The following is a 22,245-nucleotide window of genomic DNA, read 5'->3' as shown; positions in this document are numbered from 1 at the left end:
AAAAAACCAGCTATCGGAATAGCTGGCTCAAAGTGCGATAAAACTTTATGTGATGTAGGAGCGTCGACACCTCATCGAGGTGGCGTCGACGTGGTCATCATATTTGTTATGTTATAACAAATCAATGCTGCCGTGCGTTTGCTTCAGCCCACCAAGGCCACGATCCGCTGGTGGGCATTCGCCAGCCCCTGAGTGAGGCCGTGCGGTTTCATATCCAGTCCTTCGGCATAGATAAATTGCACCTCGCCGATCCCCATCAGCCCCAGCACCGAGCGCAGGTAGGGCGTCACGGCGTCGGTCGGCTGGCCGGCGTGTACGCCGCCGCGTGAACTGAACACCACTGCATTGACGCCTTCCACCAGCCCGACCGGGTAGGTGGCGGTATAGTTGAACGTCAGCCGGGCGCGGGCCACCAGATCGAACCAGTTTTTCAGCTGGGTCGGGACGTTGAGGTTGTACATCGGCGCGCCGATCAGCAGCAGATCGCTCCCTTTTAGTTCGGCGATCAACCGATCGGAAAGCGCCACCGCCGCTTTGGCGCGTGGGCTGATGTTATCTGCGCCGCGCAGCGCACTGAACAGCTCGCCGTCCAATACCGGCAGATCCAACGCCGTCAGATCGTGTTCGACGATCTGCTCCTCATATCCTTTGGCCCGACGTTCCGCCAGATAGCGGTCAATCAGGTTGTTGGTCTGCGAGTCGTTTCCCATAATGCTGGATTTGAGCACCAGTATTTTTTTCATGCTGTTGTCCTCAGACGGTAATTGGCGGTTTCACCGGGCATTCCGGAATGACTGCAGGTTATCATTGCTCGATATTCACCAGTGGTGATAGGTTTTCACTTCATTGATTCCAATTTGGAAGCATTAAGATGAAAAGCGATCTCAGCGCGCTGCCGGCCTTTGTCGCCGTGGCGGAAGGCGGCAGCTTTGCCGCCGCCGCAGAAAAACTGCATCTGACGCGCTCCGCGGTCAGCAAAATCGTGTCGCGGCTCGAGGCGCGGCTTGGCGTGATGTTGTTTATGCGCACCACCCGCAGCCTGAGCCTGACGGATGAAGGGGCGCTGTACTATGAGCACTGTCGGCAGGCGTTGGCGAACGTTCAGGCGGCGGAAAACCAGCTGGACAGCGGCAAGATGCAGGTCAGCGGCCGGCTTAGGATCTCGATGCCGGTGTTGTTCGGCCATCTGTGCATTGCGCCCTTGATGACGGCGCTGGCGAATGAGCATCCGTTACTGTCGTTGGAAATTTCGTTCAGCGACCGCAGGATCGATCTGATCGACGAGGGGTTCGATCTGGCGGTTCGCATCGGCGAACTGGCGGACAGTGGCAGTCTGGTTGCCCGACGCCTGGGCGAACACGGCATGCTGCTGTGCGCTTCGCCCGACTACGTGCAGCGCTGTGGCGCACCGAATTCGGTGGAGGCGTTAAGCCGGCATCAGGCGGTGGGGTATCTGCACGCCGGCGCCGTGTTGCCCTGGCAACTTCGCGGTGAAAACGGCGAGCTGCGGCCGTTCAGGCCACCGGCCAAGATGATGATGGATGACATGCAGGGGATCGTCGATGCCGTTTCCGCCGGCGCCGGTATTGCCTGGCTGCCGGAGTGGCTGGTACGCGATCGGCTAATGGCCGGGACGCTGGTGGAGATCATGCGCGGTGAGTCCAGCCTCAGTTTTCCGGTGAATGCAGTGTGGCCCTATATGCCTTACCAACCGCTCAAAGTGCGGCTGGCGGTGGACAAACTGGTGGCGGAGCTGCCGGGCAGGCTGACGCGGCTCGCGTCGGCCTGAGGGTGTATGTGGTGGCAACGGTCCAAGGGACGCTTGCCGATGTCAGAGCGTGCGCTGTTGCGTTGATCGTGGCAGTGACGGTTGTGTTTTCCCTGTCAACAGGCAACTGAAAATAAGAACCCAAATGAACCCGTAAGAGTAATCAGGGTTGGCGGCGCAGGAGCCCAAAAATGCGGAGAAAAGCATAAATTTAAGCATGGAATTGGCTTCGTTGCCGGCGACGTTATATTGCGAACGAATAAGCTTGGATACGATAAAACCGACTAACAGTATCGTCCCCAATATTCCGAAGTTAGCAAGTAGGGACAGAGGCAGAGAAGATATTCTTGCGCTACCGATACCGACGCCCAAGCCAAAGGTATTATACATAATTTCAAGGGCATTGTAGTTGGAGGCGGAACGCACGAGGTGAGAGATCGTTTGCGCTTTTTTGTCCGCGTAATCCGTTATTTTATCTAGGAAAAAGATAAATGTGAGCTTTGATGCGATGACCAAAGACAGAGAAAATAGAGCTTTCTGTATCAGGCTAAAACGCGGACTGAAAATGAATGTGCCGCACAGCGACGTAAGCAGGGTAAAATAGCCTGATGTAGAGCCGTTTTTAACCAAGAGCAGCATCATCAATAGGGCCACTAACTTCAGTCGCAACCCTTTGGCAACCAAAAGAGGCACGATCGTTGCGCCGATAAAGATACCGGCGAATGACGGTTCACCGAAGGTACCGCTCAGTCTGGATTCAAAAATGGCATTGGCGTTATGCATGCTGTTATACATCAAAATCTGAATCGCATTCGCCAGCGGCCTGGCAAGGAGCCAAATCAGGCAGTAAGCGGAGAAAACCAACGTCGTAAAAATGATGGTTTTCAGAGCGTATTCAGGCGTGATTTCACGCCGCTTGACGTAAATGACATACAGCGTGATCAGGTTCAGCGTGATTAGAATCAGTTGCTTGATGTTGTTATTGCCCCACACAAGCGAGATACCTTTTTTGGCGTAGTTATTTTCAAAGCTATAAGCCGGTGAATAAACTCTTATCCCTTCAAATAGATGGGTAAACGCATAGGTGAAGAACCAAAAAAGAATAATTATCACCAGAGATTGCAGAAATACTCGGTGTTTTAAGTTAAAGACAGGTGTGCTGTTTTTCGAAGTAAAAGCAAACCGGGTTATTAAAACTAGCTCGATAAAGTAGAATATGGGTAGGCTATTACTCCCTGTATTGATAATAGCGCTTGACTGAAAGATGGACGCGATAATCAACAGGGCGAAAATGGTTCTGTGGTGTAGGAAAAAAGTGGCGAAAGCAAGAGCTAGCCAAACAAAACTTAATATATTCACATTATATTCCCTAAGTTACTTATCCTATATGGCATCGCCTGGCTTCAGATTAAAGTAGTTATAAAAGCCAGCGCATTTCCGCGCGCTATCATACAATAAGAAAATGGGACGGTCTAGCTGCAAGTGTCGTAGATTCATGGGGTTATAGAATGAGGGTGCAAGTATATTCCATTCTTATAATAAATGAGCTAACTAAGTCGCGCGGATTTTGCGTTTGATATAGTGACGGTTGGCCCTCGGGATTTGCTATAACAGCAGGAAGCAGGCCACTGGTGCAATTAATTTAGCAATAAAATAAGTAAATAAAATTAATCAAAAATCACCGAGGAGCAACGACCATTGCAATGCGTAATAAAGCAGCAACAAGAGACAGCAGGCAAACACCAGCTTTTCACCAGCTTGCTTAAGCTTGGCTTTAACGTTGTTCCTTTGCCGCATTTTTACGTTCTCGCTTTAGACAGTCAGATAGAAAAGCAGTATAGCAAGCAAGTTTTAGGTGTCGGTCAAAATAGGAAAATACTTAATGCTTTGGTGAGGAACTGAGCAGTGGGTTGTGCGGGATAATTAGCCAGCGGCAGGAAGAGAGCAACCAGGAAAAGGCGCCAGCGGTCGCTGGCGGATACGTCAAGATAAGTTGCTCGGTACGCTCACATCCTTGAGATGCCATCGTCTATCTGAGCTAAATTGCAGTGTTTTCCGCCATTGATTAGCTGGAACCGTAATGCTGTTCAAAGGCCGGCTCCATAATCCTTTGGTGACCGCGAATGGCGGTCGGGGCGAAACCGAAGCGTTTGCGAAAACGTTCGGCGAAACGTGACGCGCTTTCATAGCCGACATGTTGCGCGATGGCGGAAATCGGCCAGTCGGTCGACTGCAGCAGGGCCAGTGCGCTACTCATGCGCACGTCGATCATCAGGTTGCGCAACGCGGTATTTTCCATCGACAGTTTGCGGCGCAACATCACTTCGCTCATCGACAGGCTTTCCGCCACTTTCGCCGCCGTCCAAATGCTGTGCGGGTCGGTCGCTAGGCAGCGGCGCACGCGCTGCGTCAGGTCTTTGGCTTCGTTGTGGATGAAGCGAATGCCGAATTGGGCCAGCCACAGCAGAATTTCCAGCATCTTGTGCCGCACGATGATGGCGGGAAAGCGCTGCCGGAGCGCCAGCGCCAGGCTGGTGGTCTCGAAACTGTGCTTCAGGGCGCAGGGCAGGCTGCGCAGCGCCAGGACGGCATCAAACGGCATCGGCGCCGGCGCGTCCTCGGCCGGAGGCTGAACGGTGAGCAGCAGTGGGTCGCAGGTCAGCAACTGGCAACTGAAAACGCCTTCTTCGGATGGGCCGTTAATAATATCCACCGTTTGCCCCCCGTCGATTATCAACAGCTCGCCGGCATGAGCCACCACCTCGCGTTGTTGCCAGCGTACGCGCTTATGGCCCTGTTGTATCAGATACAGATGTGGTTGCTCAAAATAGACTGAAGGGAATAATAATTCAGTATGCTGAATGATGTGCGCTGAGGCGCCAATTCCTGGACAGAGATTAATTGTACGTTCCATCGATATTCATTTCGCAGCCATTATCTGAGAATATCTTTACGCTTTGATCCGCGTTGGAGCAACATTTTTCCATGGGCCGTGAAACACAGCGGCGTGTTTTATCTATCAAAAATCAATTTCCTGCTGAACAGAAAACGTCCGTGTCGGGATAATGTTTATCCATTAAAGTGAGAGCCAGGCTCGAAGCGCGCATTTTACCAATTACCCATAAACTGAATAATTCAAATGCCATAGATTAATATCCTAACGTAACCCGAGAGTAATAGCGCATAGTGCTATTTAATCCATTTTCGTCAGTATTGTCGATCTTATCGGACCTGTGGCTCCCCCAGCAACAGTGCACGGTCATGAAACTGGCCGTAGGTATTGTTGACCACGTTCTGGCGCGTGGACTGTTCGATCAGCATTTTCAGCTCATCCATGCGCTGCTGTAACAGACGTTTGAGCTCGGTTTCGTTGTCGAGGATCTGTTGCAGCTTATTGCGCAGCATCTCCTGCAACGCCATGGAAGGGCCGGCTTGCCCGGTAAAGGCGGCGGTTTTTTCCACCGCCGTTACGTAAGCGAATTCGAGCTCGACGAGCTCCTCCCAGCGCCCGGTTTGCGCCAGCGCGATCATCTGGCTGCTCAGGCTGTAAATTTGTTGATAAGCGGCTAACAGCTGCTGTTGACGTTCCATTACACGGCGTCCTGCGAAGGTTGGTAGTTGGGGCCGATCTGGCGCCAGGCATCGGCGATGTTTTCCAGCAGTTTGACCACTTCGGCGATCGCCGCTTCGTCGTTGTTCAGGTTGGCCTGCATCAGGCGCCGCTTCATATAGTCGTACAACGCCGCCAGGTTTTCGGCGATTTCGCCGCCCTGTTGAGGGTCCAGGCCGCCTTTCAGGCCGTTGTCGATGATGTTGATGGCTTTGGACAGCGCCATGCCTTTGCCGGCGATATCGCCCTGGTTCATCAGGATGCGTGCGCGAAGCAGGGCGCTGAGCGCCCCGTCGAACAACATCACGATTAACTGGTGCGGGCTGGCGCTCATGGCGCCGCTTTCCAGACTGACCTGTGCATAGGCCTGAGTGCCGCTTCTGTTATACATGTTGTTTCTTTTACCTGTTACCTGGTTAAGGGATCACTTTGTCGAGAATTGCTGTTGTAAATAGTTACCCGTGCTGCTCAATTTGGACATCATGGTATCCAACTGAACGAACTGCTGCTTATAGCGGTCGATGGTGTTCTGAATGCTGGCCGTGACCGTGGTGATCTGAATGTTCAGGCGATCGAGGTTGGTGTTGATGCTCTTGGTCGAGTTCTCGATGATGCCGCCGGATTTGACGTAGTTCTGGATCTCGTTGTGGATTTCGGTGGCCATGCCGGTGTCTTTACCGTTGCCGGCGAAGAAGTTGGCAACCTGATCCGGTTTTTCGTCGATGGCTTTGTTCAGCTTGGTGCTGTCGATTTCCAGCTTACCGGTTTTGACGTTGGTGGTGATGCCGAGGTTGCCCAGGCCTTTCAACTCCGGGTTGTCCTGTGCCGAACTGAGGGCGCTCTTGATCGAGGACTGGATGCCGCGCAGGGTGTTGTCGCCCAGCAGCGCGCCGTTTTTGGCATTCTGCGCTTCACCGCTTTTAACCGGCGTGTATTTGGTCAGCGAATTGAAGGTGTCCAGCAGCGAGTTGTAGTTATCTACCCACTCTTTAATCTTGTCGGCGCTGCCGCTCTTGTCGATGCCGATCACCAGGTTTTGCGGTTCGCCGGGCTTGGTGGTGGTTTTCAGATCGAGCGTTACGCCCTGCAGAGCATCGGCGATCGAGTTGGTGCTGCGCTTGATTTTCGTGCCGTTGACGACGATTTCCGCATCCTGGCCGGGCACGGTTTGCTTCATCGCGGTGCTGCCATCTTTAGGCGGATTTTTAGGATCGTAGTTGAGGATGGCGCCGAGCTTGTCGTCGTTATTGACCTGCACCGAAATGGTGTTTTTTTCGCCTGGCGTGGTGGAGCTTAATGCCAGTTGATAGTCATTGTCGCCGACGCGCATGATGCTGGCGGTGACGCCGGATTTCGATTTATTGATGGCGTCGCGCATCTCGACCAGTGAGGTCTGATCGTCGCCGAGCGGGATCTTGGTCTCTTTCGGCGGGTTGCCTGCCGTAATAGAGATGGAACGATCGCTGCTGCCCGGCGTGCCCAGTTTGGCCTGCTGGTCGGCAATCGGCGTCTGAGTGGTCAGCGTTTGCGGCTGCGCGAGCTTCAACACCTCGATCGAGTAGTTGCCCGGCACCGATTTGTCGGTGGTGGTCACGGTAAACTGATCGTGCTTGGTGGCGGTAGTGTTGTTGAAGAACTCTGGCTTGGCCAGGTCTTTGCTCAGATTGTCAAACTTCTCCAGCGAGCTTTTCAGCGTACCGTAAGCGGTCAACTGGGCGTTATAGCTGGTCTGCTGGGTGGTGTACGGCGTCAGACGCTGTTGTTCCGCTTTGGTCAGCTTGTCCAGCAAACCGTTAAGGTCGAGTCCTGAGCCGATGCCTAATGAACTGATCGATGCCATTCGTGCTTCTCCTTGATAATGACTTTATTCGCTTTACGCGTTATCGGCCCAGCGGTGAAAAAGTTTACTGAAAAAAACAAAAAAACGATGGCGCAATAGAAGAGGGAAAAACCGCGTTATTTCTGCCATTGCCGGCGGCGCAAAAAATTTTAAAAAATTGCTAAAGGTTGTTAGGGGAGGGCCGATACCTGAGGGGACGGTGGTTGACGCCGTGGGCAAACAAGCCCGAACCTTTTAACTGTGTTGCGAAGAACGCAACTGACTCGTAAGGAAAGCAAACAATGGCACAAGTAATCAACACTAACAGCCTGTCGCTGATGGCGCAGAACAACCTGAACAAATCTCAGTCTTCTCTGGGCACTGCGATTGAGCGTCTGTCTTCCGGTCTGCGTATCAACAGCGCGAAAGACGATGCTGCGGGTCAGGCTATCTCCAACCGTTTCACTGCAAACATCAAAGGCCTGACTCAGGCTTCTCGCAACGCCAACGACGGTATCTCCCTGGCGCAGACCACTGAAGGCGCACTGAACGAAGTTAACGACAACCTGCAGAACATCCGTCGTCTGACCGTACAGTCTCAGAACGGTTCCAACTCTGCCAGCGACCTGCAGTCCATCCAGGACGAGATCTCTCAGCGTCTGTCTGAAATCAACCGCATCTCCGAGCAGACCGATTTCAACGGCGTGAAAGTGCTGAGCTCAGATCAGAAACTGACCATCCAGGTTGGCGCGAACGACGGCGAAACCATCGATATCGAACTGAAAGACATCAACGCTAAAACGCTGGGTCTGGAAAAGTTCAGCGTGGCTGATGGCATTGATAAATCCAAAGTAGCTGCAACCGCACCTGCTACCGTGAAAACCGGCACCAGCGTGGCTATCAACACCGGCACCGTTAAGGCTGATACTAAAGACATCACCGGCTACGAAAAAGTGGGTGACGATGTATTCGCTATCAACACGGATGGTGACTACTACAAAGCAACTTTCGATAAAGCGACCGGCGATCTGAAATCTGTTGGCACCAAAGAAGCCACTAAACCAACTGGCGGCACTGCGGTAACCAGCATTGAGAAAGAAGTGGCTCCTACTGGCCCTGATGCGGCTAACCTGCGCTCTTACGACAGCGGTAAATCTTACGTGATCCAGGAAGGTACCGGTGCCGATGCCAAATATTTCAAGGCGACCGTAGACGCTTCCGGTAAAGTGACCAAGGGCGCTGAGCAGTCCACCGAGCCAAAAACTGCCGACCCGCTGGCGACCCTGGACAAAGCGCTGTCTCAGGTTGACTCCCTGCGTTCTTCCCTGGGTGCGGTACAGAACCGTTTCGATTCTGTTATCAACAACCTGAACAGCACCGTTAACAACCTGTCCGCTTCTCAGTCCCGTATTCAGGATGCCGACTACGCGACCGAAGTGTCCAACATGAGCCGCGCCAACATCCTGCAACAGGCTGGCACCTCTGTTCTGGCACAGGCTAACCAGTCTACTCAGAACGTTCTGTCCCTGCTGCGTTAATCGTCTCTCCCGATTAACTGTCGCAAAGAAACCCCGCCTCGGCGGGGTTTTTTTATGCTCGCGCACCGCACGGTTATTACATGGCGCAAATAAAGCCCGTTTTGTGCGACTGTTCAGCCGATTGGCATTCCGCCCCCTACGCATAATAGCGCTGACTCTCTTATCCGCAGGTTTAAGACATAGTGAGCGATCTGTATACCGCCGAAGGCGTGATGGACAAAAATTCTCTCTGGCTGCGCTACGTGCCGTTAGTGCGCCACGAGGCGTTGCGCCTGCAGGTCAGGCTGCCCGCCAGCGTGGAGCTTGACGACCTGCTGCAGGCCGGGGGAATCGGGCTACTGAACGCCGTTGAGCGTTATGACGCCCTACAGGGAACCGCCTTTACCACCTATGCGGTGCAGCGCATTCGCGGCGCGATGCTCGACGAGCTGCGCAGCCGTGACTGGGTGCCGCGCAGCGTGCGGCGCCATGCGCGCGAGGTCGCGCAGGTGATGCGGCTGCTGGAACAGCGTTACGGCCGCCCGGCGAGCGAGACGGAAGTGGCGCAGACGCTGAATATCTCGCTGGATGAGTACCGTCAAATTCTGTTGGACACCAATAACAGCCAGCTTTTCTCCTACGACGAATGGCGCGAGGAGCATGGCGAGAACGCGGAACCGATGCTGGAAGGGCATGAAGAGGCCAACCCGCTGCATCACCTGTTGGAAGGCAGCCTGCGCCAGCGAGTGATCGACGCCATCGAGGCGTTGCCGGAGCGCGAAAAAATGGTGCTGACGCTGTATTACCAAGAAGAGTTGAATCTCAAGGAGATCGGCGCCGTGCTGGACGTCGGGGAATCCCGCGTCAGCCAACTGCACAGTCAGGCGATCAAGCGCCTGCGCGCGCGGCTGGCGAACGATACCTGACGGCGGCCCGCCGCCCCTCAACTCGATGACTCATGCGACAATCGGACTGCCCCTTATGCCAGGAATACTGTTGAAGAAACGGCCGCTTAGCCGTTACCTGAAAGATTACAAGCACAGCCAGACGCATTGCTCCCAGTGCGGTAAGCTGTTGGACCGCATGGCGCTGGTGTTTCGCGGCAAAATCATCAATAAAGAAGCCATCGCGCGCATGGATCAGCCGATCGACGATGCGGTCTGGCAAAACGTGCAGCATGAGCTGACCGCACTGTGCCGCTTTTGCAGCGAGATTTCCTGCAACAGCCACCCGAGCTATTTCGACATCATGGCGTTCAAGCAATATCTGTTCGAACAGACCGAGATGAGCCACAGCACCATTCGCGAGTACGTGGTGCGGCTGCGCCGGCTGGATGAAATGCTGGTGGCGCGCAATTACCCGGCGGACAAATTCGCCAACTGTGCCAGCCATCAGCGCATCATTGACGATCTGCCTAGCGCGGCGCACAACAACTACCGCATTGCGCTGCGCAAATACGATCAGTATCTCGCCTGGCAGCGCAGCTACTGAGACTTTCCCCGGCCGCTGGCCGGGATCTGCGGCTCCCCCCGTGATAAAGGATGATTATTCAGTTCACATCTGCTAAATCTATCGGTTATCAGATGTCGATATTCGATTCCCTGGGGGGAAGTAGTGAACCTGCAACAACAACTGGCGCAATTTCCGCGTCTGGATCTGGTTGGCACCGCCACACCGCTCGAAAAACTGTCCCGTCTCTCCGATTACCTCGGCCGTGAAATTTACCTCAAACGTGACGATGTCACCCCTATGGCGATGGGCGGCAACAAGCTGAGAAAGCTGGAGTTTTTGGCCGCAGATGCGCTGCGTCAAGGCGCTGATACGCTGGTCACCGCCGGCGCCATTCAATCCAACCACGTGCGCCAGACGGCGGCGGTGGCGGCGAAACTGGGCCTGCACTGCGTCGCGCTGCTGGAAAATCCCATCGATACCCGTGCGGAAAACTACCTGACCAACGGCAACCGCCTGTTGCTCGGCCTGTTCAACGTCGAGGTGGTGATGTGCGAAGCGCTGCACGATCCGCAGCAGCAGTTGGCGGAACTGGCGACGCGCCTCGAGGCGCAGGGCTTCCGGCCTTACGTGGTGCCGGTGGGCGGCTCCAATGCCCTGGGCGCGTTGGGATATGTGCAGTGCGCATTGGAAATCGCCGAACAGAGCCAACGCAGCAACGTGGCGTTCAGTTCGGTGGTGGTGGCGTCCGGCAGCGCCGGCACCCATGCCGGGCTGGCGGTGGGGCTGCAACAGCTGCTGCCCGAAACCGAGTTGATCGGCGTGACGGTCTCGCGCACCGTGATCGATCAGCTGCCGAAGGTGGAGCAGATCCAGAAAGCCCTGGCCTGTTCGCTGAATATCGACGAACTGGCGCCGATCGCGCTGTGGGACGATTACTTCGCGCCGCAGTACGGCATGCCGAACGAAGAGGGCATGGCGGCGGTGCAGCTGCTGGCGCAGCAAGAAGGCGTGTTGCTGGATCCGGTATACACCGGCAAAGCGATGGCCGGTTTGATCGACGGCATCGCCCAGCGGCGTTTCCGCGACGAAGGGCCTATCCTGTTCGTCCACACCGGCGGTGCGCCGGCGCTGTTCGCCTACCATCCGCAGGTGTAAATACCGCTTGTTATTCCATTTTGAACTATATTTATAAGGTTATATTCCTTTATGCGGGCGGTCGCACTGTTAAAGTGCTGATATCAAAAAAGATAAATAACACACAGGGGTGTTTATGATGTTTGCGAAAGTTCGTCGTCAATGGCTGTTGGGCGTGGTGGGCGTCGCGTTGGCCGCCGGTTTGGCGACTCAAGCCTACGCCGCCGACAATCTGCTGCAGCAGGTGAAACAGCGCGGCACGCTGATCGTCGGTCTGGAAGGCACCTATCCGCCGTTCAGCTTCCAGGGTGAAGACGGCAAATTGACCGGTTTCGAAGTGGATTTCGCCAACGCGCTGGCGGAACATTTGGGCGTGAAGGCCAAGCTGAACCCGACCAAGTGGGACGGCATGCTGGCTTCGCTGGAATCAAAACGCATCGATGTGGTGATCAACCAGGTGACCATCTCTGATGAGCGCAAGAAGAAATATGATTTCTCCACCCCTTACACCGTTTCCGGTATTCAGGCGCTGGTGAAAAAAGGCAACGAAGGCACCATCACCAAGCCGGAAGACCTGAAGGGCAAGAAGGTCGGCGTTGGCCTGGGTACCAACTATGAGCAATGGCTGCGCGCGAACGTGCAGGGTGTGGACGTGCGTACCTACGACGACGACCCGACCAAGTATCAGGATTTGCGCGTCGGCCGCATCAACGCCATTCTGGTGGATCGCCTGGCGGCGCTGGATCTGGTGAAGAAAACCGGCGATACGCTGGCGGTAGCCGGCCCGGCGTTCTCCCGCCAGGAGTCCGGCGTGGCGCTGCGCAAGAACAACCCGGAGCTGCTGGCCGCGATTGACCAGGCGATCGCCGAGATGCAAAAAGATGGCACGCTGGCGAAGATCTCCGAGAAATGGTTTGGCGCGGACGTAACTAAATAATGCACGAAAGTATTCAACTGGCGCTGGATTCAGCGCCATTTTTATTAAAGGGCGCAATACTGACGCTTCAGCTTAGCCTGGGCGGTATGGCGTTCGGCCTGTTGCTTGGTTTTCTGCTGGCGCTGATGCGCCTTTCGCCGCTTTGGCCGCTGGCGTGGCTGTCGCGCATTTACGTGTCGCTGTTCCGCGGCACGCCGTTGATCGCCCAGCTGTTTATGATCTATTACGGTCTGCCGCAGTTCGGCATCGAGTTCGATCCTTTCCCGGCGGCGCTGATTGGCCTGTCGCTCAATACCGCCGCCTACACCTCGGAAACGCTGCGCGCGGCGATTTCGTCGATCGACAAAGGGCAGTGGGAAGCCGCCGCCAGCATCGGCATGACCCGTTGGCAAACCCTGCGCCGGGTGATCCTGCCGCAGGCGGCGCGCACCGCCTTGCCGCCGCTGGGCAACAGCTTCATCGGCCTGGTGAAAGACACCTCGCTGGCCGCCACCATTCAGGTGCCGGAGCTGTTCCGCCAGGCGCAGCTGATCACCTCGCGCACGCTGGAAGTGTTCACCATGTACCTGGCGGCATCGCTGATTTACTGGGTGATGGCGACCCTGCTTTCCGCACTGCAAAACCGCCTGGAAGCCCACGTTAATCGCCAGGATCAGGAGTAGCGCATGAGTGCCATTGAAGTTAAGCAATTGACCAAGCAGTTCAAGGGTCAGACGGTGCTGCATGGGATCGATCTGGCGGTGGACGCCGGTGAAGTGGTGGCGATCATCGGCCCTAGCGGCTCAGGGAAAACCACCTTGTTGCGCTGCATCAACCTGCTGGAGGAGCCGGATTCCGGCACCATTCGCGTCGGCGACATCCTGATCGACGGCAGCAAGCCGTTGAGCAAACAGAAAAATCAGGTGCGCGCGCTGCGTCAGCAGGTCGGTTTCGTGTTCCAGAGCTTCAACCTGTTCCCGCATCGTTCGGTGCTGGAAAACATCATCGAAGGGCCGGTGGTCGTCAAGGGCGAGGCGAAAGCCAGCGCGGAACAGCGCGCCCGCGCGTTGCTGGCCAAGGTGGGGCTGAGCGGCAAGGAGCATGCTTATCCGCGGCGGCTGTCCGGCGGGCAACAGCAGCGAGTGGCTATTGCGCGCGCGCTGGCGATGCAGCCGGAGGTGATTTTGTTCGATGAGCCGACGTCGGCGCTCGATCCCGAGCTGGTAGGGGAAGTGCTCAATACCATGCGCTCACTGGCGGAAGAGAAACGCACCATGGTGATCGTCACCCATGAGATGAGTTTCGCCCGCGACGTGGCCGACCGGGTTATCTTTATGGATCACGGCCGCATCGTCGAACAGGGCCCGGCCAAAGCGCTGTTCGCCAACCCGCAGCACCAGCGCACTCAGCAATTCCTCGACAAGTTCCGGAATCAATAAGGCGGCGGGGGAGCTTCCCCCGCCCGCATTTACTCCGCTTTCAACAATTCGTTTCGCGCTGCGGCTGCCGTATCCCGGATGTTGCCGAACCAGAGAGTCAATGCGAATCGTAGCGGTCTGCTGCGGCTTTCAAGCAAACTAATCCGTTCTAAGCTCCCCCTATTGTTATCGCCCATGAGGCGACACATCCTCATGCAAGGATAACAAGACGCTAACGTCTGGCCGGGCTGCGGGCAATAAAAAACCCTGCACGAGTGCAGGGTTTGCGTAGCGGTGAGCCAATCAGGCGGCAATGTATGGCCGCCTTGAGATGCGTTAACCGATGGTCATCAGGCTGGCGTTACCGCCGGCGGCGGCGGTGTTGACGCTCAACGAACGTTCGATCAGCAGGCGCTCCAACAGGATGTTGGTTTCACCGTGGGCGAAGCCTTGCACCGAGACGATGGCGCCGCCGCGCTGCGCGATCTGCTCGCACAGGGTGCGCAGCTGGTCGGCATCGCCGTGGTAGATGGCGGCGTCGAACTCGACCTTGTCCTGCTGCCAGTCTTTGCTGAAGGCGATGCGCGCCTGCACATCGTTCGGCAGGCGGCGGAACAGATTGCGCTGCAGTTCCGCTTCCGGCCACAGCGCGCTGCTGCCGACCGCCAGCACGGCGGCCAACTGGATCAGCGCGTCGGCTTCGTTATCCGCCAGGCACAGCACGCGTTCACGCGGCAGCAGGGCATAGGTATTGCGCTCGCCGGTCGGGCCCGGCAGCGGGCGTACGGTGCCGCCCTGACCCAGTTCCGCATAGCGCTGCGCCAGTGCCGCCAGTTCGCCTTGTTGGCTGGTGACCGCCCATTTCTCCAGCGATTGCAGCGCGCCCAGCAGCTGCGGCCGCGCGGTGGCTTCCATCGGGCGCTCTTCGTCCTGACGGTGCAGCGTACGTTGCAGCGCGTCGTCCGGGCGGTTGGCCAGCAGACGGTACAGGTACAGCGGGCCGCCGGCTTTCGGGCCGGTGCCCGACAGACCTTCGCCGCCGAACGGCTGCACCCCGACCACCGCGCCAACCATGTTACGGTTGACGTACAGGTTGCCGACCTTGGCGCGTTCGGTCACCCGGGCGATGGTTTCATCGATACGGGTGTGAATGCCCAGCGTCAGGCCATAACCGGCGGCGTTGATCTGATCGACCAGCGCGTCCAGATTGTTGCGCTGGAAGCGCACCACGTGCAGCACCGGGCCGAAGATCTCTTTTTGCAGTTCGTCGAAGCTGTCGAGTTCGATCAGCGTCGGCTTGATGAAGGTGCCGCGCGCCCACTCTTTCTCATCCTGCGCGCTGCCTTTGGCGGCCTGGTATACCTTGCGGCCTTTGGCGCGCATCGCCTGAATGTGGCGTTCGATGCCGGTTTTGGCGTCGGCGTCGATCACTGGGCCCACGTCGGTGGACAGGCGCTCCGGATTGCCCATGCGGCATTCGGCCATCGCGCCGCGCAGCATTTGCAGCGTGTGCTCGGCCACGTCTTCCTGAATGCACAGGATACGCAGCGCGGAGCAGCGCTGGCCGGCGCTGTCGAAGGCGGAGGCCACCACGTCGGTCACCACCTGCTCGGTCAGGGCGGAAGAGTCGACGATCATGGCATTCAGGCCGCCGGTTTCGGCGATCAGCGGCGTCGGGCGGCCCTGCGGATCCAGACGACCGGCGATGCTGCGCTGCAGAATACCGGCGACGTCGGTGGAGCCGGTAAACATCACGCCGCGTACGCGGGCGTCGTTGACCAGCGTTGAGCCGACGGTTTCACCCTGGCCTGGCAGCAGCTGCAGCACGCCTTGCGGAATGCCGGCTTCCAGCAGAATACGCACCGCCTGCGCGGCCACCAGCGGCGTTTGCTCGGCCGGTTTGGCCAGCACGCTGTTGCCGGCCGCCAGCGCGGCGGCGATTTGGCCGGTGAAGATCGCCAGCGGGAAGTTCCAGGGGCTGATGCAGACCACCGGGCCCAGCGGACGGTGGCTGTCGTTGGCGAAATCGTCGCGTACCTGGCCGGCGTAGTAGTGCAGGAAATCGACCGCTTCACGCACTTCGGCGATGGCGTTGTTGAAGGTTTTACCGGCTTCGCGCACCAGAATGCCCAGCAGGCTTTGCAGCTGGCTTTCCATCAGCTCGGCGGCGCGTTCGAGGATCGCGGCGCGCTCCGTCGGCGGCGTAGCGAACCAGATTGGGCCGGCGGCCGCGGCGGCGTCGAGCGCGCGGCTGACTTCGCCTTCGGTGGCTTCGCGCACGTAGCCGACCACATCGCCCGGCTCGGCCGGGTTGATCACCGGCTGTTCCACGCCCTGATCCAATTCGGCGTCGATGATAGGCTCCGCGCGCCACGGATGGCTGGCGCTGGTGAGCAGGGCGCTGGAGAGCGAAGCCAGACGCTGTTCGTTGGACAGATCCAGGCCGCTGGAGTTGGTGCGCTTCTCGCCGTACAGCTCGCGCGGCAGCGGAATGCGCGGGTGCGGCAGGCCAATCTGGCCTTCGCTGGCCGCCAGCGCTTCCACGGCGCTGACCGGATCGGCCACCAGCTCGTCGAGCGGCAGGGTGGCGTCGGCGATGCGGTTGACGAACGAGGTGTTGGCGCCGTTTTCCAGCAGGCGGCGCACCAGGTAAGCCAGCAGCGTTTCATGGGTGCCGACCGGCGCATAGATGCGGCAAGGGCGGTTCAGTTTGCCGTCGGCCACTTTACCCACCACCTGTTCGTACAGCGGTTCACCCATGCCGTGCAGGCACTGGAACTCATACTGGCCAGGGTAGTAGTTGTTGCCGGCCAGGTGATAGATGGCGCTCAGGGTATGGGCGTTGTGGGTGGCGAACTGCGGATAAATCAGGTTCGGCACCGACAGCAGCTTGCGGGCGCAGGCCAGGTAGGAAACGTCGGTATAGACCTTGCGGGTGTAGACCGGGTAGCCTTCCAGGCCGTCCATCTGGGCGCGTTTGATTTCGCTGTCCCAGTAGGCGCCCTTCACCAGACGGATCATCAGGCGACGGCGGCTGCGTTGCGCCATGTCGATCACCGCATCGATGGCGAACGGACAGCGTTTTTGGTAGGCCTGAATCACGAAGCCGATGCCGTTCCAGCCGGCCAGCTGCGGTTCGAAGCACAGCTTCTCCAGCAGATCGAGCGAGATCTCCAGGCGGTCGGCCTCTTCGGCGTCGATGTTGATGCCGATATCGTACTGGCGTGCCTGCAGGGTCAGCGACAGCAGGCGCGGGTAGAGCTCTTCCATGACGCGTTCGTACTGCGCGCGGCTGTAGCGCGGGTGCAGGGCGGACAGCTTGATGGAGATGCCGGGGCCCTCATAGATGCCGCGGCCGTTGGAGGCTTTGCCGATGGCGTGGATCGCCTGCTGGTAGGAAACCAGGTAAGCCTGGGCGTCGGCCTCGGTCAGGGCGGCTTCGCCCAGCATGTCGTAAGAGTAGCGGAAGCCTTTATCTTCGAGCTTGCGCGCGTTGGCCAGCGCTTCGGCGATGGTTTCGCCGGTCACGAACTGTTCGCCCATCAGGCGCATCGCCATGTCCACGCCTTTGCGGATCAGCGGTTCGCCGCTCTTGCCGATAATGCGGTTCAGCGAACGGGACAGATTGGCTTCGTTATGCGTGGACACCAGTTTGCCGGTGAACAGCAGGCCCCAGGTAGCGGCGTTGACGAACAGCGACGGGCTGCGCCCGAGGTGCGAGTGCCAGTTGCCGTTGCTGATCTTGTCGCGGATCAGGGCATCGCGGGTCGGTTTGTCCGGAATGCGCAGCAGCGCTTCCGCCAGGCACATCAGCGCCACGCCTTCCTGCGAGGAGAGGGAGAACTCTTGCAGCAGGCCTTGCACCATGCCGGCGCGGCCGTTTGCACTTTTTTGGTTACGCAACTTCTCGGCGATGCCATAGGCCATTTTGTGAGTGGCCTGTGCAAGATCGGCGGGTAATCGCGCCTGTTCGAGCAACATCGGCACCGCTTCGGTCTCCGGGCGACGATAGGCGGCGGTGATGGCGGCGCGGGTGACCGACTGCGGCAGAATTTGTTCGGCGAAATCGAGGAATGGCTGGTGTGACTCTTCCTGCGCTTGCGGCATAATGTCGTCCGCTTCAGGCTGGCCCGCAGCGGCCAGCGCTGGAATTTCAGGAATATCGGTACCGCTCTCGAGACGCTCGAGGTAATTAAAGATGGCCTGCTTGATGAGCCAGTGCGGCGTGCGATCGATGCGCTGCGCGGCGCTCTTGATCCGGTCGCGTGTTGCCTCGTCGAGTTTCACGCCCATTGTGGTAGTGCCCATGCCAATCCAACTCCTGTGTTTAGAACCTATCCCATCAGGCTAGACAAACGGCAGGCCGGAAAGCCTGTTGGGATAGGTTCGTGAGATGTGTGGGGTTAAGAATGCAGACAATATCCTGCATGTTGCAACTTTGTGCAACCTTGTTAAATCAGGCTGATGAACGAAGTGTGAGTTTCATCGATTTTTTAACATCGGCAGTTGGCATGAATGTTGCCTTATTGAGCGAACGCGGCGGGGTTTATGCGGCCGCAGGCGTTTTACCTTGCGGTATATAAGGGTAATGACCGGGTGCAACTCATTTTACTTGTCGTGAGTGCAACCTTTGAGCCCGGTAAATGTGACGCAGGGTAAACTTTGTGTAACTTTGTTGTTAAATATCTTGTTGGTTGATGAAAGGCTCATCTAGGATAGCCGACGGTCAACAATTACGGGCAGAAACTATTTTACCTGCACTCGCTCGCAGGCTGCGCCACGTTCCGGCGCGGCGGCCAGTGAAATGCATTGCGCGTGGGTTTACCGGCGCCGGCGTGGCCGGAGCGAAACGCGAATAATAATGAAAGTGGAGAATTAAATGACAATGAGCACACCTATGCTGGTGACCTTCCTGGTGTACATTTTCGGGATGGTGCTGATCGGCCTGCTTGCCTACCGGGCAACCAACAACTTTGATGACTATATTCTCGGCGGCCGCAGTTTGGGCAGCGTGGTGACCGCGCTGTCCGCCGGCGCTTCCGACATGAGCGGCTGGCTGCTGATGGGCCTGCCGGGCGCCATCTTCCTCTCCGGCATCTCCGAAAGCTGGATCGCCATCGGCCTGACCATCGGCGCTTACCTGAACTGGAAGCTGGTGGCAGGAAGGCTGCGCGTGCATACCGAAGCCAACAACAACGCCCTGACGCTGCCGGACTATTTCACCAGCCGCTTTGAAGACAACAGCAAGCTGCTGCGGGTGATCTCGGCCATCGTCATCCTGGTGTTCTTCACCATTTACTGCGCCTCCGGCATCGTGGCCGGCGCGCGCCTGTTCGAAAGCACCTTCGGCATGAGCTACGAAACCGCCCTGTGGGCCGGCGCCGCAGCGACCATCTTGTATACCTTTATCGGCGGTTTCCTGGCGGTGAGCTGGACCGACACCGTGCAGGCCAGCCTGATGATTTTCGCGCTGATCCTGACGCCGGTGATCGTGATCTTCGCCGTCGGCGGCATCGATACCTCGATGCTGGTGATCCAGGCGCAGAACCCGGCGAACCTCGACATGCTGAAGGGGCTGAACTTCGTCGCCATCCTGTCGCTGCTGGGTTGGGGCCTGGGCTACTTCGGCCAGCCGCACATCCTGGCGCGTTTCATGGCGGCGGATTCTCACCGCACCATCCGCAGCGCGCGCCGCATCAGCATGACCTGGATGATCCTGTGCCTCGCCGGCACCATCGCCGTCGGTTTCTTCGGCATCGCTTACTTCGCCAATAACCCGGATCAAGCCGGCAACGTGTCGCAGAACGGCGAACGCGTGTTCATCGAGCTGGCGATGCTGCTGTTCAACCCATGGGTGGCGGGCGTGCTGCTGTCGGCGATCCTGGCGGCGGTCATGAGTACGCTGAGCTGCCAGCTGCTGGTGTGCTCCAGCGCGATCACCGAAGACCTGTATAAGGCGTTCCTGCGCAAAGGCGCCAGCCAGCGTGAGCTGGTGTGGGTCGGCCGCGTGATGGTGCTGGTGGTGGCGTTGATCGCCATCGCGCTGGCGGCCAACCCGGAGAACCGCGTGCTGGGCCTGGTGAGCTACGCCTGGGCAGGTTTCGGCGCCGCCTTCGGCCCGGTCGTGCTGATCTCGGTGCTGTGGTCGCGCATGACCCGCAACGGCGCGCTGGCCGGCATGCTGGTCGGCGCGGTGACGGTTATCGTCTGGAAACAGTACGAATGGCTGGGCCTGTATGAAATCATCCCGGGCTTCATCCTGGGCAGCCTCGCCATCGTGGTGGTGAGCCTAATGGGCCGCCGGCCTTCCGCCACCATGACCGAGCGTTTCGATCAGGCGGAAGCCGAGTATAAAACGGTATAACGCCGTTCGATGTCAGTCAGCAAGGGGCGCGTAACGCGCCCTTTTTTTCGCCTGCCGATCGCCGTCATCCAACACCTGGTGACATTTGATTAGAAAAAATCACGCTGGCGCCTCTTGTATTTCTTCTTGGCAGAATGATAATCACTCTCGTTGCATTTTACGTTTCTTTACAGAGTTGCGCAGCGCATGTCGAGCCAGCTTTCTCTGCCGCCGCGGTCTTTTCAGGGGTGATTATTTATGTTCGTTCCCTTTCTTATCATGTTCCGTGAAGGGCTGGAGGCCGCGCTGATCGTCAGCCTGATCGCCAGCTACCTGAAACGCACGCAGCGCAGCCAATGGCTGGGCGCGGTGTGGGTCGGCGTGATTGTCGCCGCGGCGCTGTGTCTGGCGCTCGGCATCTTCATCAATGAAACCACCGGCGAGTTCCCGCAGAAGCAGCAGGAGCTGTTCGAAGGCATCGTCGCGGTGGTGGCGGTGGTGATCCTCACCTATATGGTGTTCTGGATGCGCAAAGTGTCCAAGTCGGTCAAGGTGCATCTGGAAGGGGCGATCGATCAGGCGCTCAGCGCCGGCAAAGGGCAGGGTTGGGCGCTGGTGGCGATGGTGTTCTTCGCCGTGGCGCGCGAAGGGCTGGAGTCGGTGTTCTTCCTGCTGGCGGCTTTCCAGCAAGACGTGGGCGCCGCGGCGCCGATCGGCGCGGTGCTCGGCCTGGCGGCCGCCATCGTGCTGGGCATGATGATTTACTGGGGCGGGGTGAAGCTGCACCTGGCCAAATTCTTCAAATGGACCAGCCTGTTCATTCTGTTCGTCGCCGCCGGGCTGGCCGCGGGGGCGATCCGCGCCTTCCATGAGGCCGGTCTGTGGAACCACTTCCAGGACATCGCCTTCGATTTCAGCAGCACCCTGTCGACCCATTCGCTGTTCGGCACCCTGCTGGAAGGCATTCTCGGTTATCAGGAAGCGCCGACGGTCAGCGAAGTGGCGGTCTACTTCCTGTATCTGATCCCGGCGCTGATTTTCTTTTTCCTGCCGCAGCGCGCGGAGCCGGCAGCGGCTCCGGCGCAACGTAAAATCAATCATTAATGTTTAATAGGGAATCTCGTATGTCTACTCCGTTATTTCGCCGCAAGGCGTTGCACGCAGCATTACTGGCTATCCCGGCGTTTGCGCTGAGCATCGATGCGCTGGCGGCGGACGTGCCGCAGGTCAAAGTCACGGTCAACGACAAGCAGTGCGAACCGATGCAGCTGACGGTGCCGGCCGGCAAGACGCAGTTTGTGGTGCATAACACCAGCCAGAAAAACGTCGAATGGGAAATCCTGAAAGGGGTGATGGTGGTGGAAGAGCGCGAGAACATCGCGCCGGGCTTCACCCAGAAAATGACCGCCACGCTGGAAGCGGGCGAATATGACATGACCTGCGGGCTGCTGAGCAATCCAAAAGGCAAACTGACCGTCACTGCGGCGGCCAACGGCGCCACCGACGGCAAGCCGAGCGCGCTGGATCTGGTTGGCCCGATCGCCGAATACAAAGTCTACGTCACCAAAGAAGTCGACGGGCTGGTGAAACAGACCAAGCTGTTCACCGACGCGGTGAAGGCCGGCAACGTGGAGCAAGCGCGCAAGCTGTATGCGCCGACCCGTCAGCACTATGAGCGCATCGAGCCGATCGCCGAGCTGTTCTCCGATCTGGACGGCAGCATCGACGCCCGTGAAGACGACTACGAGAAGAAATCGGCGGACCCTAACTTCACCGGTTTCCACCGTCTGGAGAAGGCGCTGTTTGCCGACAACTCGACCAAAGACATGGATAAATACGCCGATCGGCTGTATCAGGACACCGTTGAGCTGCAAAAACGCGTGGGTGAACTGACCTTCCCGCCGAGCAAGGTGGTGGGCGGCGCAGCCGGGCTGATCGAAGAAGTGGCGGCGAGCAAGATCAGCGGTGAAGAAGACCGCTATAGCCGCACCGACCTGTGGGATTTCCAGGCCAACGTCGACGGCGCGCAGAAGATCGTCAACCTGCTGCGTCCGCTGCTGGTCAAGGCCAACAAGCCGCTGCTGGACAAGATTGACGCCAACTTCAAAACCGTGGACACCATTTTGGCGAAGTACAAAACCAAAGAGGGCTATGAGTCCTACGAGAAGCTGAGCGAAGCCGATCGCAACGCGTTGAAAGGGCCGATCACCACGCTGGCGGAAGACCTTTCTCAACTGCGCGGCGTGTTGGGCCTGGACTGAGGCATAG

General features: G+C 57.9%; 18 protein-coding genes. 11 read left to right on the top strand and 7 right to left on the bottom strand.

Annotation, left to right across the window (positions count from 1 at the left end):
• Positions 1 to 143: 143 nt before the first annotated feature.
• Positions 144 to 743: an FMN-dependent NADH-azoreductase gene (locus SSARUM_RS14220; protein WP_060430209.1), complete on the bottom strand. Its 600-nt coding sequence runs from the start codon at positions 741 to 743 to the stop codon at positions 144 to 146.
• Positions 744 to 871: 128 nt separating this feature from the next.
• Here SSARUM_RS14220 and SSARUM_RS14215 point away from each other — a divergent pair, with 128 nt between their 5' ends.
• Complete coding sequence (locus SSARUM_RS14215; RefSeq protein WP_043147613.1) at positions 872 to 1,789, top strand: LysR family transcriptional regulator; 918 nt, start codon at positions 872 to 874, stop codon at positions 1,787 to 1,789.
• A 42-nt stretch (positions 1,790 to 1,831) separates the two neighbouring features.
• On the opposite strand, the gene SSARUM_RS14210 is transcribed toward SSARUM_RS14215, so the two are convergent.
• The 5 genes from SSARUM_RS14210 to fliD all read right to left on the bottom strand — a co-directional run bounded on the left by SSARUM_RS14210 (position 1,832) and on the right by fliD (position 7,218).
• Positions 1,832 to 3,127 carry a hypothetical protein gene (locus SSARUM_RS14210; RefSeq protein WP_033647761.1) on the bottom strand — a complete coding sequence of 432 codons (1,296 nt, stop codon included), beginning with the start codon at positions 3,125 to 3,127 and terminating at the stop codon, positions 1,832 to 1,834.
• 706 nt (positions 3,128 to 3,833) lie between these two features.
• Complete coding sequence (locus tag SSARUM_RS14205; RefSeq protein WP_039565536.1) at positions 3,834 to 4,682, bottom strand: helix-turn-helix transcriptional regulator; 849 nt, start codon at positions 4,680 to 4,682, stop codon at positions 3,834 to 3,836.
• A gap of 308 nt (positions 4,683 to 4,990) precedes the next feature.
• Entirely contained in the window at positions 4,991 to 5,359 is a 369-nt protein-coding gene (gene fliT / locus SSARUM_RS14200; protein ID WP_004934765.1) for a flagella biosynthesis regulatory protein FliT, read from the bottom strand.
• Positions 5,359 to 5,769, bottom strand: a complete 411-nt coding sequence (gene fliS / locus SSARUM_RS14195; protein WP_033634970.1) for a flagellar export chaperone FliS — start codon at positions 5,767 to 5,769, stop codon at positions 5,359 to 5,361. Before fliS ends, fliT begins: the two co-directional genes overlap by 1 nt.
• Positions 5,770 to 5,802: 33 nt before the next feature.
• Complete coding sequence (fliD, locus tag SSARUM_RS14190; RefSeq protein ID WP_033634969.1) at positions 5,803 to 7,218, bottom strand: flagellar filament capping protein FliD; 1,416 nt, start codon at positions 7,216 to 7,218, stop codon at positions 5,803 to 5,805.
• Positions 7,219 to 7,499: 281 nt separating this feature from the next.
• Between fliD and SSARUM_RS14185 the strand changes: the two genes are divergently transcribed.
• From SSARUM_RS14185 to tcyN, 7 genes are all read left to right on the top strand, one after another.
• Positions 7,500 to 8,735, top strand: coding sequence for a flagellin FliC (locus tag SSARUM_RS14185; RefSeq protein ID WP_033653649.1), 1,236 nt, complete (start codon positions 7,500 to 7,502; stop codon positions 8,733 to 8,735).
• Between the two features lie 182 nt (positions 8,736 to 8,917).
• Complete coding sequence (locus tag SSARUM_RS14180) at positions 8,918 to 9,640, top strand: RNA polymerase sigma factor FliA (RefSeq protein WP_043147610.1); 723 nt, start codon at positions 8,918 to 8,920, stop codon at positions 9,638 to 9,640.
• Between the two features lie 55 nt (positions 9,641 to 9,695).
• The gene (gene fliZ, locus SSARUM_RS14175) at positions 9,696 to 10,205 is read left to right on the top strand and encodes a flagella biosynthesis regulatory protein FliZ (RefSeq protein WP_033647756.1); all 510 of its coding nucleotides are present in this window, start codon (positions 9,696 to 9,698) and stop codon (positions 10,203 to 10,205) included.
• Between the two features lie 123 nt (positions 10,206 to 10,328).
• Positions 10,329 to 11,321, top strand: a complete 993-nt coding sequence (locus SSARUM_RS14170; RefSeq protein ID WP_043147609.1) for a D-cysteine desulfhydrase — start codon at positions 10,329 to 10,331, stop codon at positions 11,319 to 11,321.
• 115 nt (positions 11,322 to 11,436) lie between these two features.
• The gene (gene tcyJ, locus SSARUM_RS14165; RefSeq protein ID WP_033653651.1) at positions 11,437 to 12,237 is read left to right on the top strand and encodes a cystine ABC transporter substrate-binding protein; all 801 of its coding nucleotides are present in this window, start codon (positions 11,437 to 11,439) and stop codon (positions 12,235 to 12,237) included.
• Positions 12,237 to 12,899: a cystine ABC transporter permease gene (gene tcyL / locus SSARUM_RS14160; RefSeq protein ID WP_033634963.1), complete on the top strand. Its 663-nt coding sequence runs from the start codon at positions 12,237 to 12,239 to the stop codon at positions 12,897 to 12,899. The genes tcyJ and tcyL overlap by 1 nt, the downstream gene beginning before the upstream one ends.
• Before the next feature lie 3 nt (positions 12,900 to 12,902).
• Positions 12,903 to 13,655, top strand: coding sequence for an L-cystine ABC transporter ATP-binding protein TcyN (gene tcyN / locus SSARUM_RS14155; protein ID WP_039565546.1), 753 nt, complete (start codon positions 12,903 to 12,905; stop codon positions 13,653 to 13,655).
• A 315-nt stretch (positions 13,656 to 13,970) separates the two neighbouring features.
• On the opposite strand, the gene putA is transcribed toward tcyN, so the two are convergent.
• Positions 13,971 to 17,942, bottom strand: a complete 3,972-nt coding sequence (gene putA / locus SSARUM_RS14150) for a trifunctional transcriptional regulator/proline dehydrogenase/L-glutamate gamma-semialdehyde dehydrogenase (RefSeq protein WP_060418943.1) — start codon at positions 17,940 to 17,942, stop codon at positions 13,971 to 13,973.
• A 571-nt stretch (positions 17,943 to 18,513) separates the two neighbouring features.
• On the opposite strand from putA, the gene putP reads away from it, so the two are divergent.
• From putP to efeO, 3 genes are all read left to right on the top strand, one after another.
• Positions 18,514 to 19,998 (top strand): sodium/proline symporter PutP, encoded by a 1,485-nt coding sequence (gene putP, locus SSARUM_RS14145; RefSeq protein ID WP_039565551.1) that lies wholly within the window; start codon positions 18,514 to 18,516, stop codon positions 19,996 to 19,998.
• A 237-nt stretch (positions 19,999 to 20,235) separates the two neighbouring features.
• Positions 20,236 to 21,081, top strand: coding sequence for an iron uptake transporter permease EfeU (gene efeU, locus SSARUM_RS14140; protein ID WP_033647751.1), 846 nt, complete (start codon positions 20,236 to 20,238; stop codon positions 21,079 to 21,081).
• Positions 21,082 to 21,101: 20 nt separating this feature from the next.
• Positions 21,102 to 22,238 carry an iron uptake system protein EfeO gene (gene efeO / locus SSARUM_RS14135; RefSeq protein ID WP_033647749.1) on the top strand — a complete coding sequence of 379 codons (1,137 nt, stop codon included), beginning with the start codon at positions 21,102 to 21,104 and terminating at the stop codon, positions 22,236 to 22,238.
• The last annotated feature ends 7 nt before the right edge of the window (positions 22,239 to 22,245 follow it).

The sequence above is a fragment of the Serratia sarumanii genome, assembly GCF_029962605.1.
Taxonomy (GTDB): Bacteria; Pseudomonadota; Gammaproteobacteria; order Enterobacterales; family Enterobacteriaceae; genus Serratia; species Serratia sarumanii.
This window is presented reverse-complemented; position numbering and strand designations above follow the sequence as displayed.

Excerpts from the sequence above, each read along its gene's own strand:
- SSARUM_RS14220 (WP_060430209.1), bottom strand. The coding sequence starts at position 743 with ATGAAAAAAATACTGGTGCTCAAATCCAGCATTATGGGAAACGACTCG.
- SSARUM_RS14215 (WP_043147613.1), top strand. The coding sequence starts at position 872 with ATGAAAAGCGATCTCAGCGCGCTGCCGGCCTTTGTCGCCGTGGCGGAA.
- SSARUM_RS14205 (WP_039565536.1), bottom strand. The coding sequence starts at position 4,682 with ATGGAACGTACAATTAATCTCTGTCCAGGAATTGGCGCCTCAGCGCAC.
- fliT (WP_004934765.1), bottom strand. The coding sequence starts at position 5,359 with ATGGAACGTCAACAGCAGCTGTTAGCCGCTTATCAACAAATTTACAGC.
- fliS (WP_033634970.1), bottom strand. The coding sequence starts at position 5,769 with ATGTATAACAGAAGCGGCACTCAGGCCTATGCACAGGTCAGTCTGGAA.
- fliD (WP_033634969.1), bottom strand. The coding sequence starts at position 7,218 with ATGGCATCGATCAGTTCATTAGGCATCGGCTCAGGACTCGACCTTAAC.
- SSARUM_RS14185 (WP_033653649.1), top strand. The coding sequence starts at position 7,500 with ATGGCACAAGTAATCAACACTAACAGCCTGTCGCTGATGGCGCAGAAC.
- fliZ (WP_033647756.1), top strand. The coding sequence starts at position 9,696 with ATGCCAGGAATACTGTTGAAGAAACGGCCGCTTAGCCGTTACCTGAAA.
- tcyJ (WP_033653651.1), top strand. The coding sequence starts at position 11,437 with ATGATGTTTGCGAAAGTTCGTCGTCAATGGCTGTTGGGCGTGGTGGGC.
- tcyL (WP_033634963.1), top strand. The coding sequence starts at position 12,237 with ATGCACGAAAGTATTCAACTGGCGCTGGATTCAGCGCCATTTTTATTA.
- tcyN (WP_039565546.1), top strand. The coding sequence starts at position 12,903 with ATGAGTGCCATTGAAGTTAAGCAATTGACCAAGCAGTTCAAGGGTCAG.
- putA (WP_060418943.1), bottom strand. The coding sequence starts at position 17,942 with ATGGGCACTACCACAATGGGCGTGAAACTCGACGAGGCAACACGCGAC.
- putP (WP_039565551.1), top strand. The coding sequence starts at position 18,514 with ATGACAATGAGCACACCTATGCTGGTGACCTTCCTGGTGTACATTTTC.
- efeU (WP_033647751.1), top strand. The coding sequence starts at position 20,236 with ATGTTCGTTCCCTTTCTTATCATGTTCCGTGAAGGGCTGGAGGCCGCG.
- efeO (WP_033647749.1), top strand. The coding sequence starts at position 21,102 with ATGTCTACTCCGTTATTTCGCCGCAAGGCGTTGCACGCAGCATTACTG.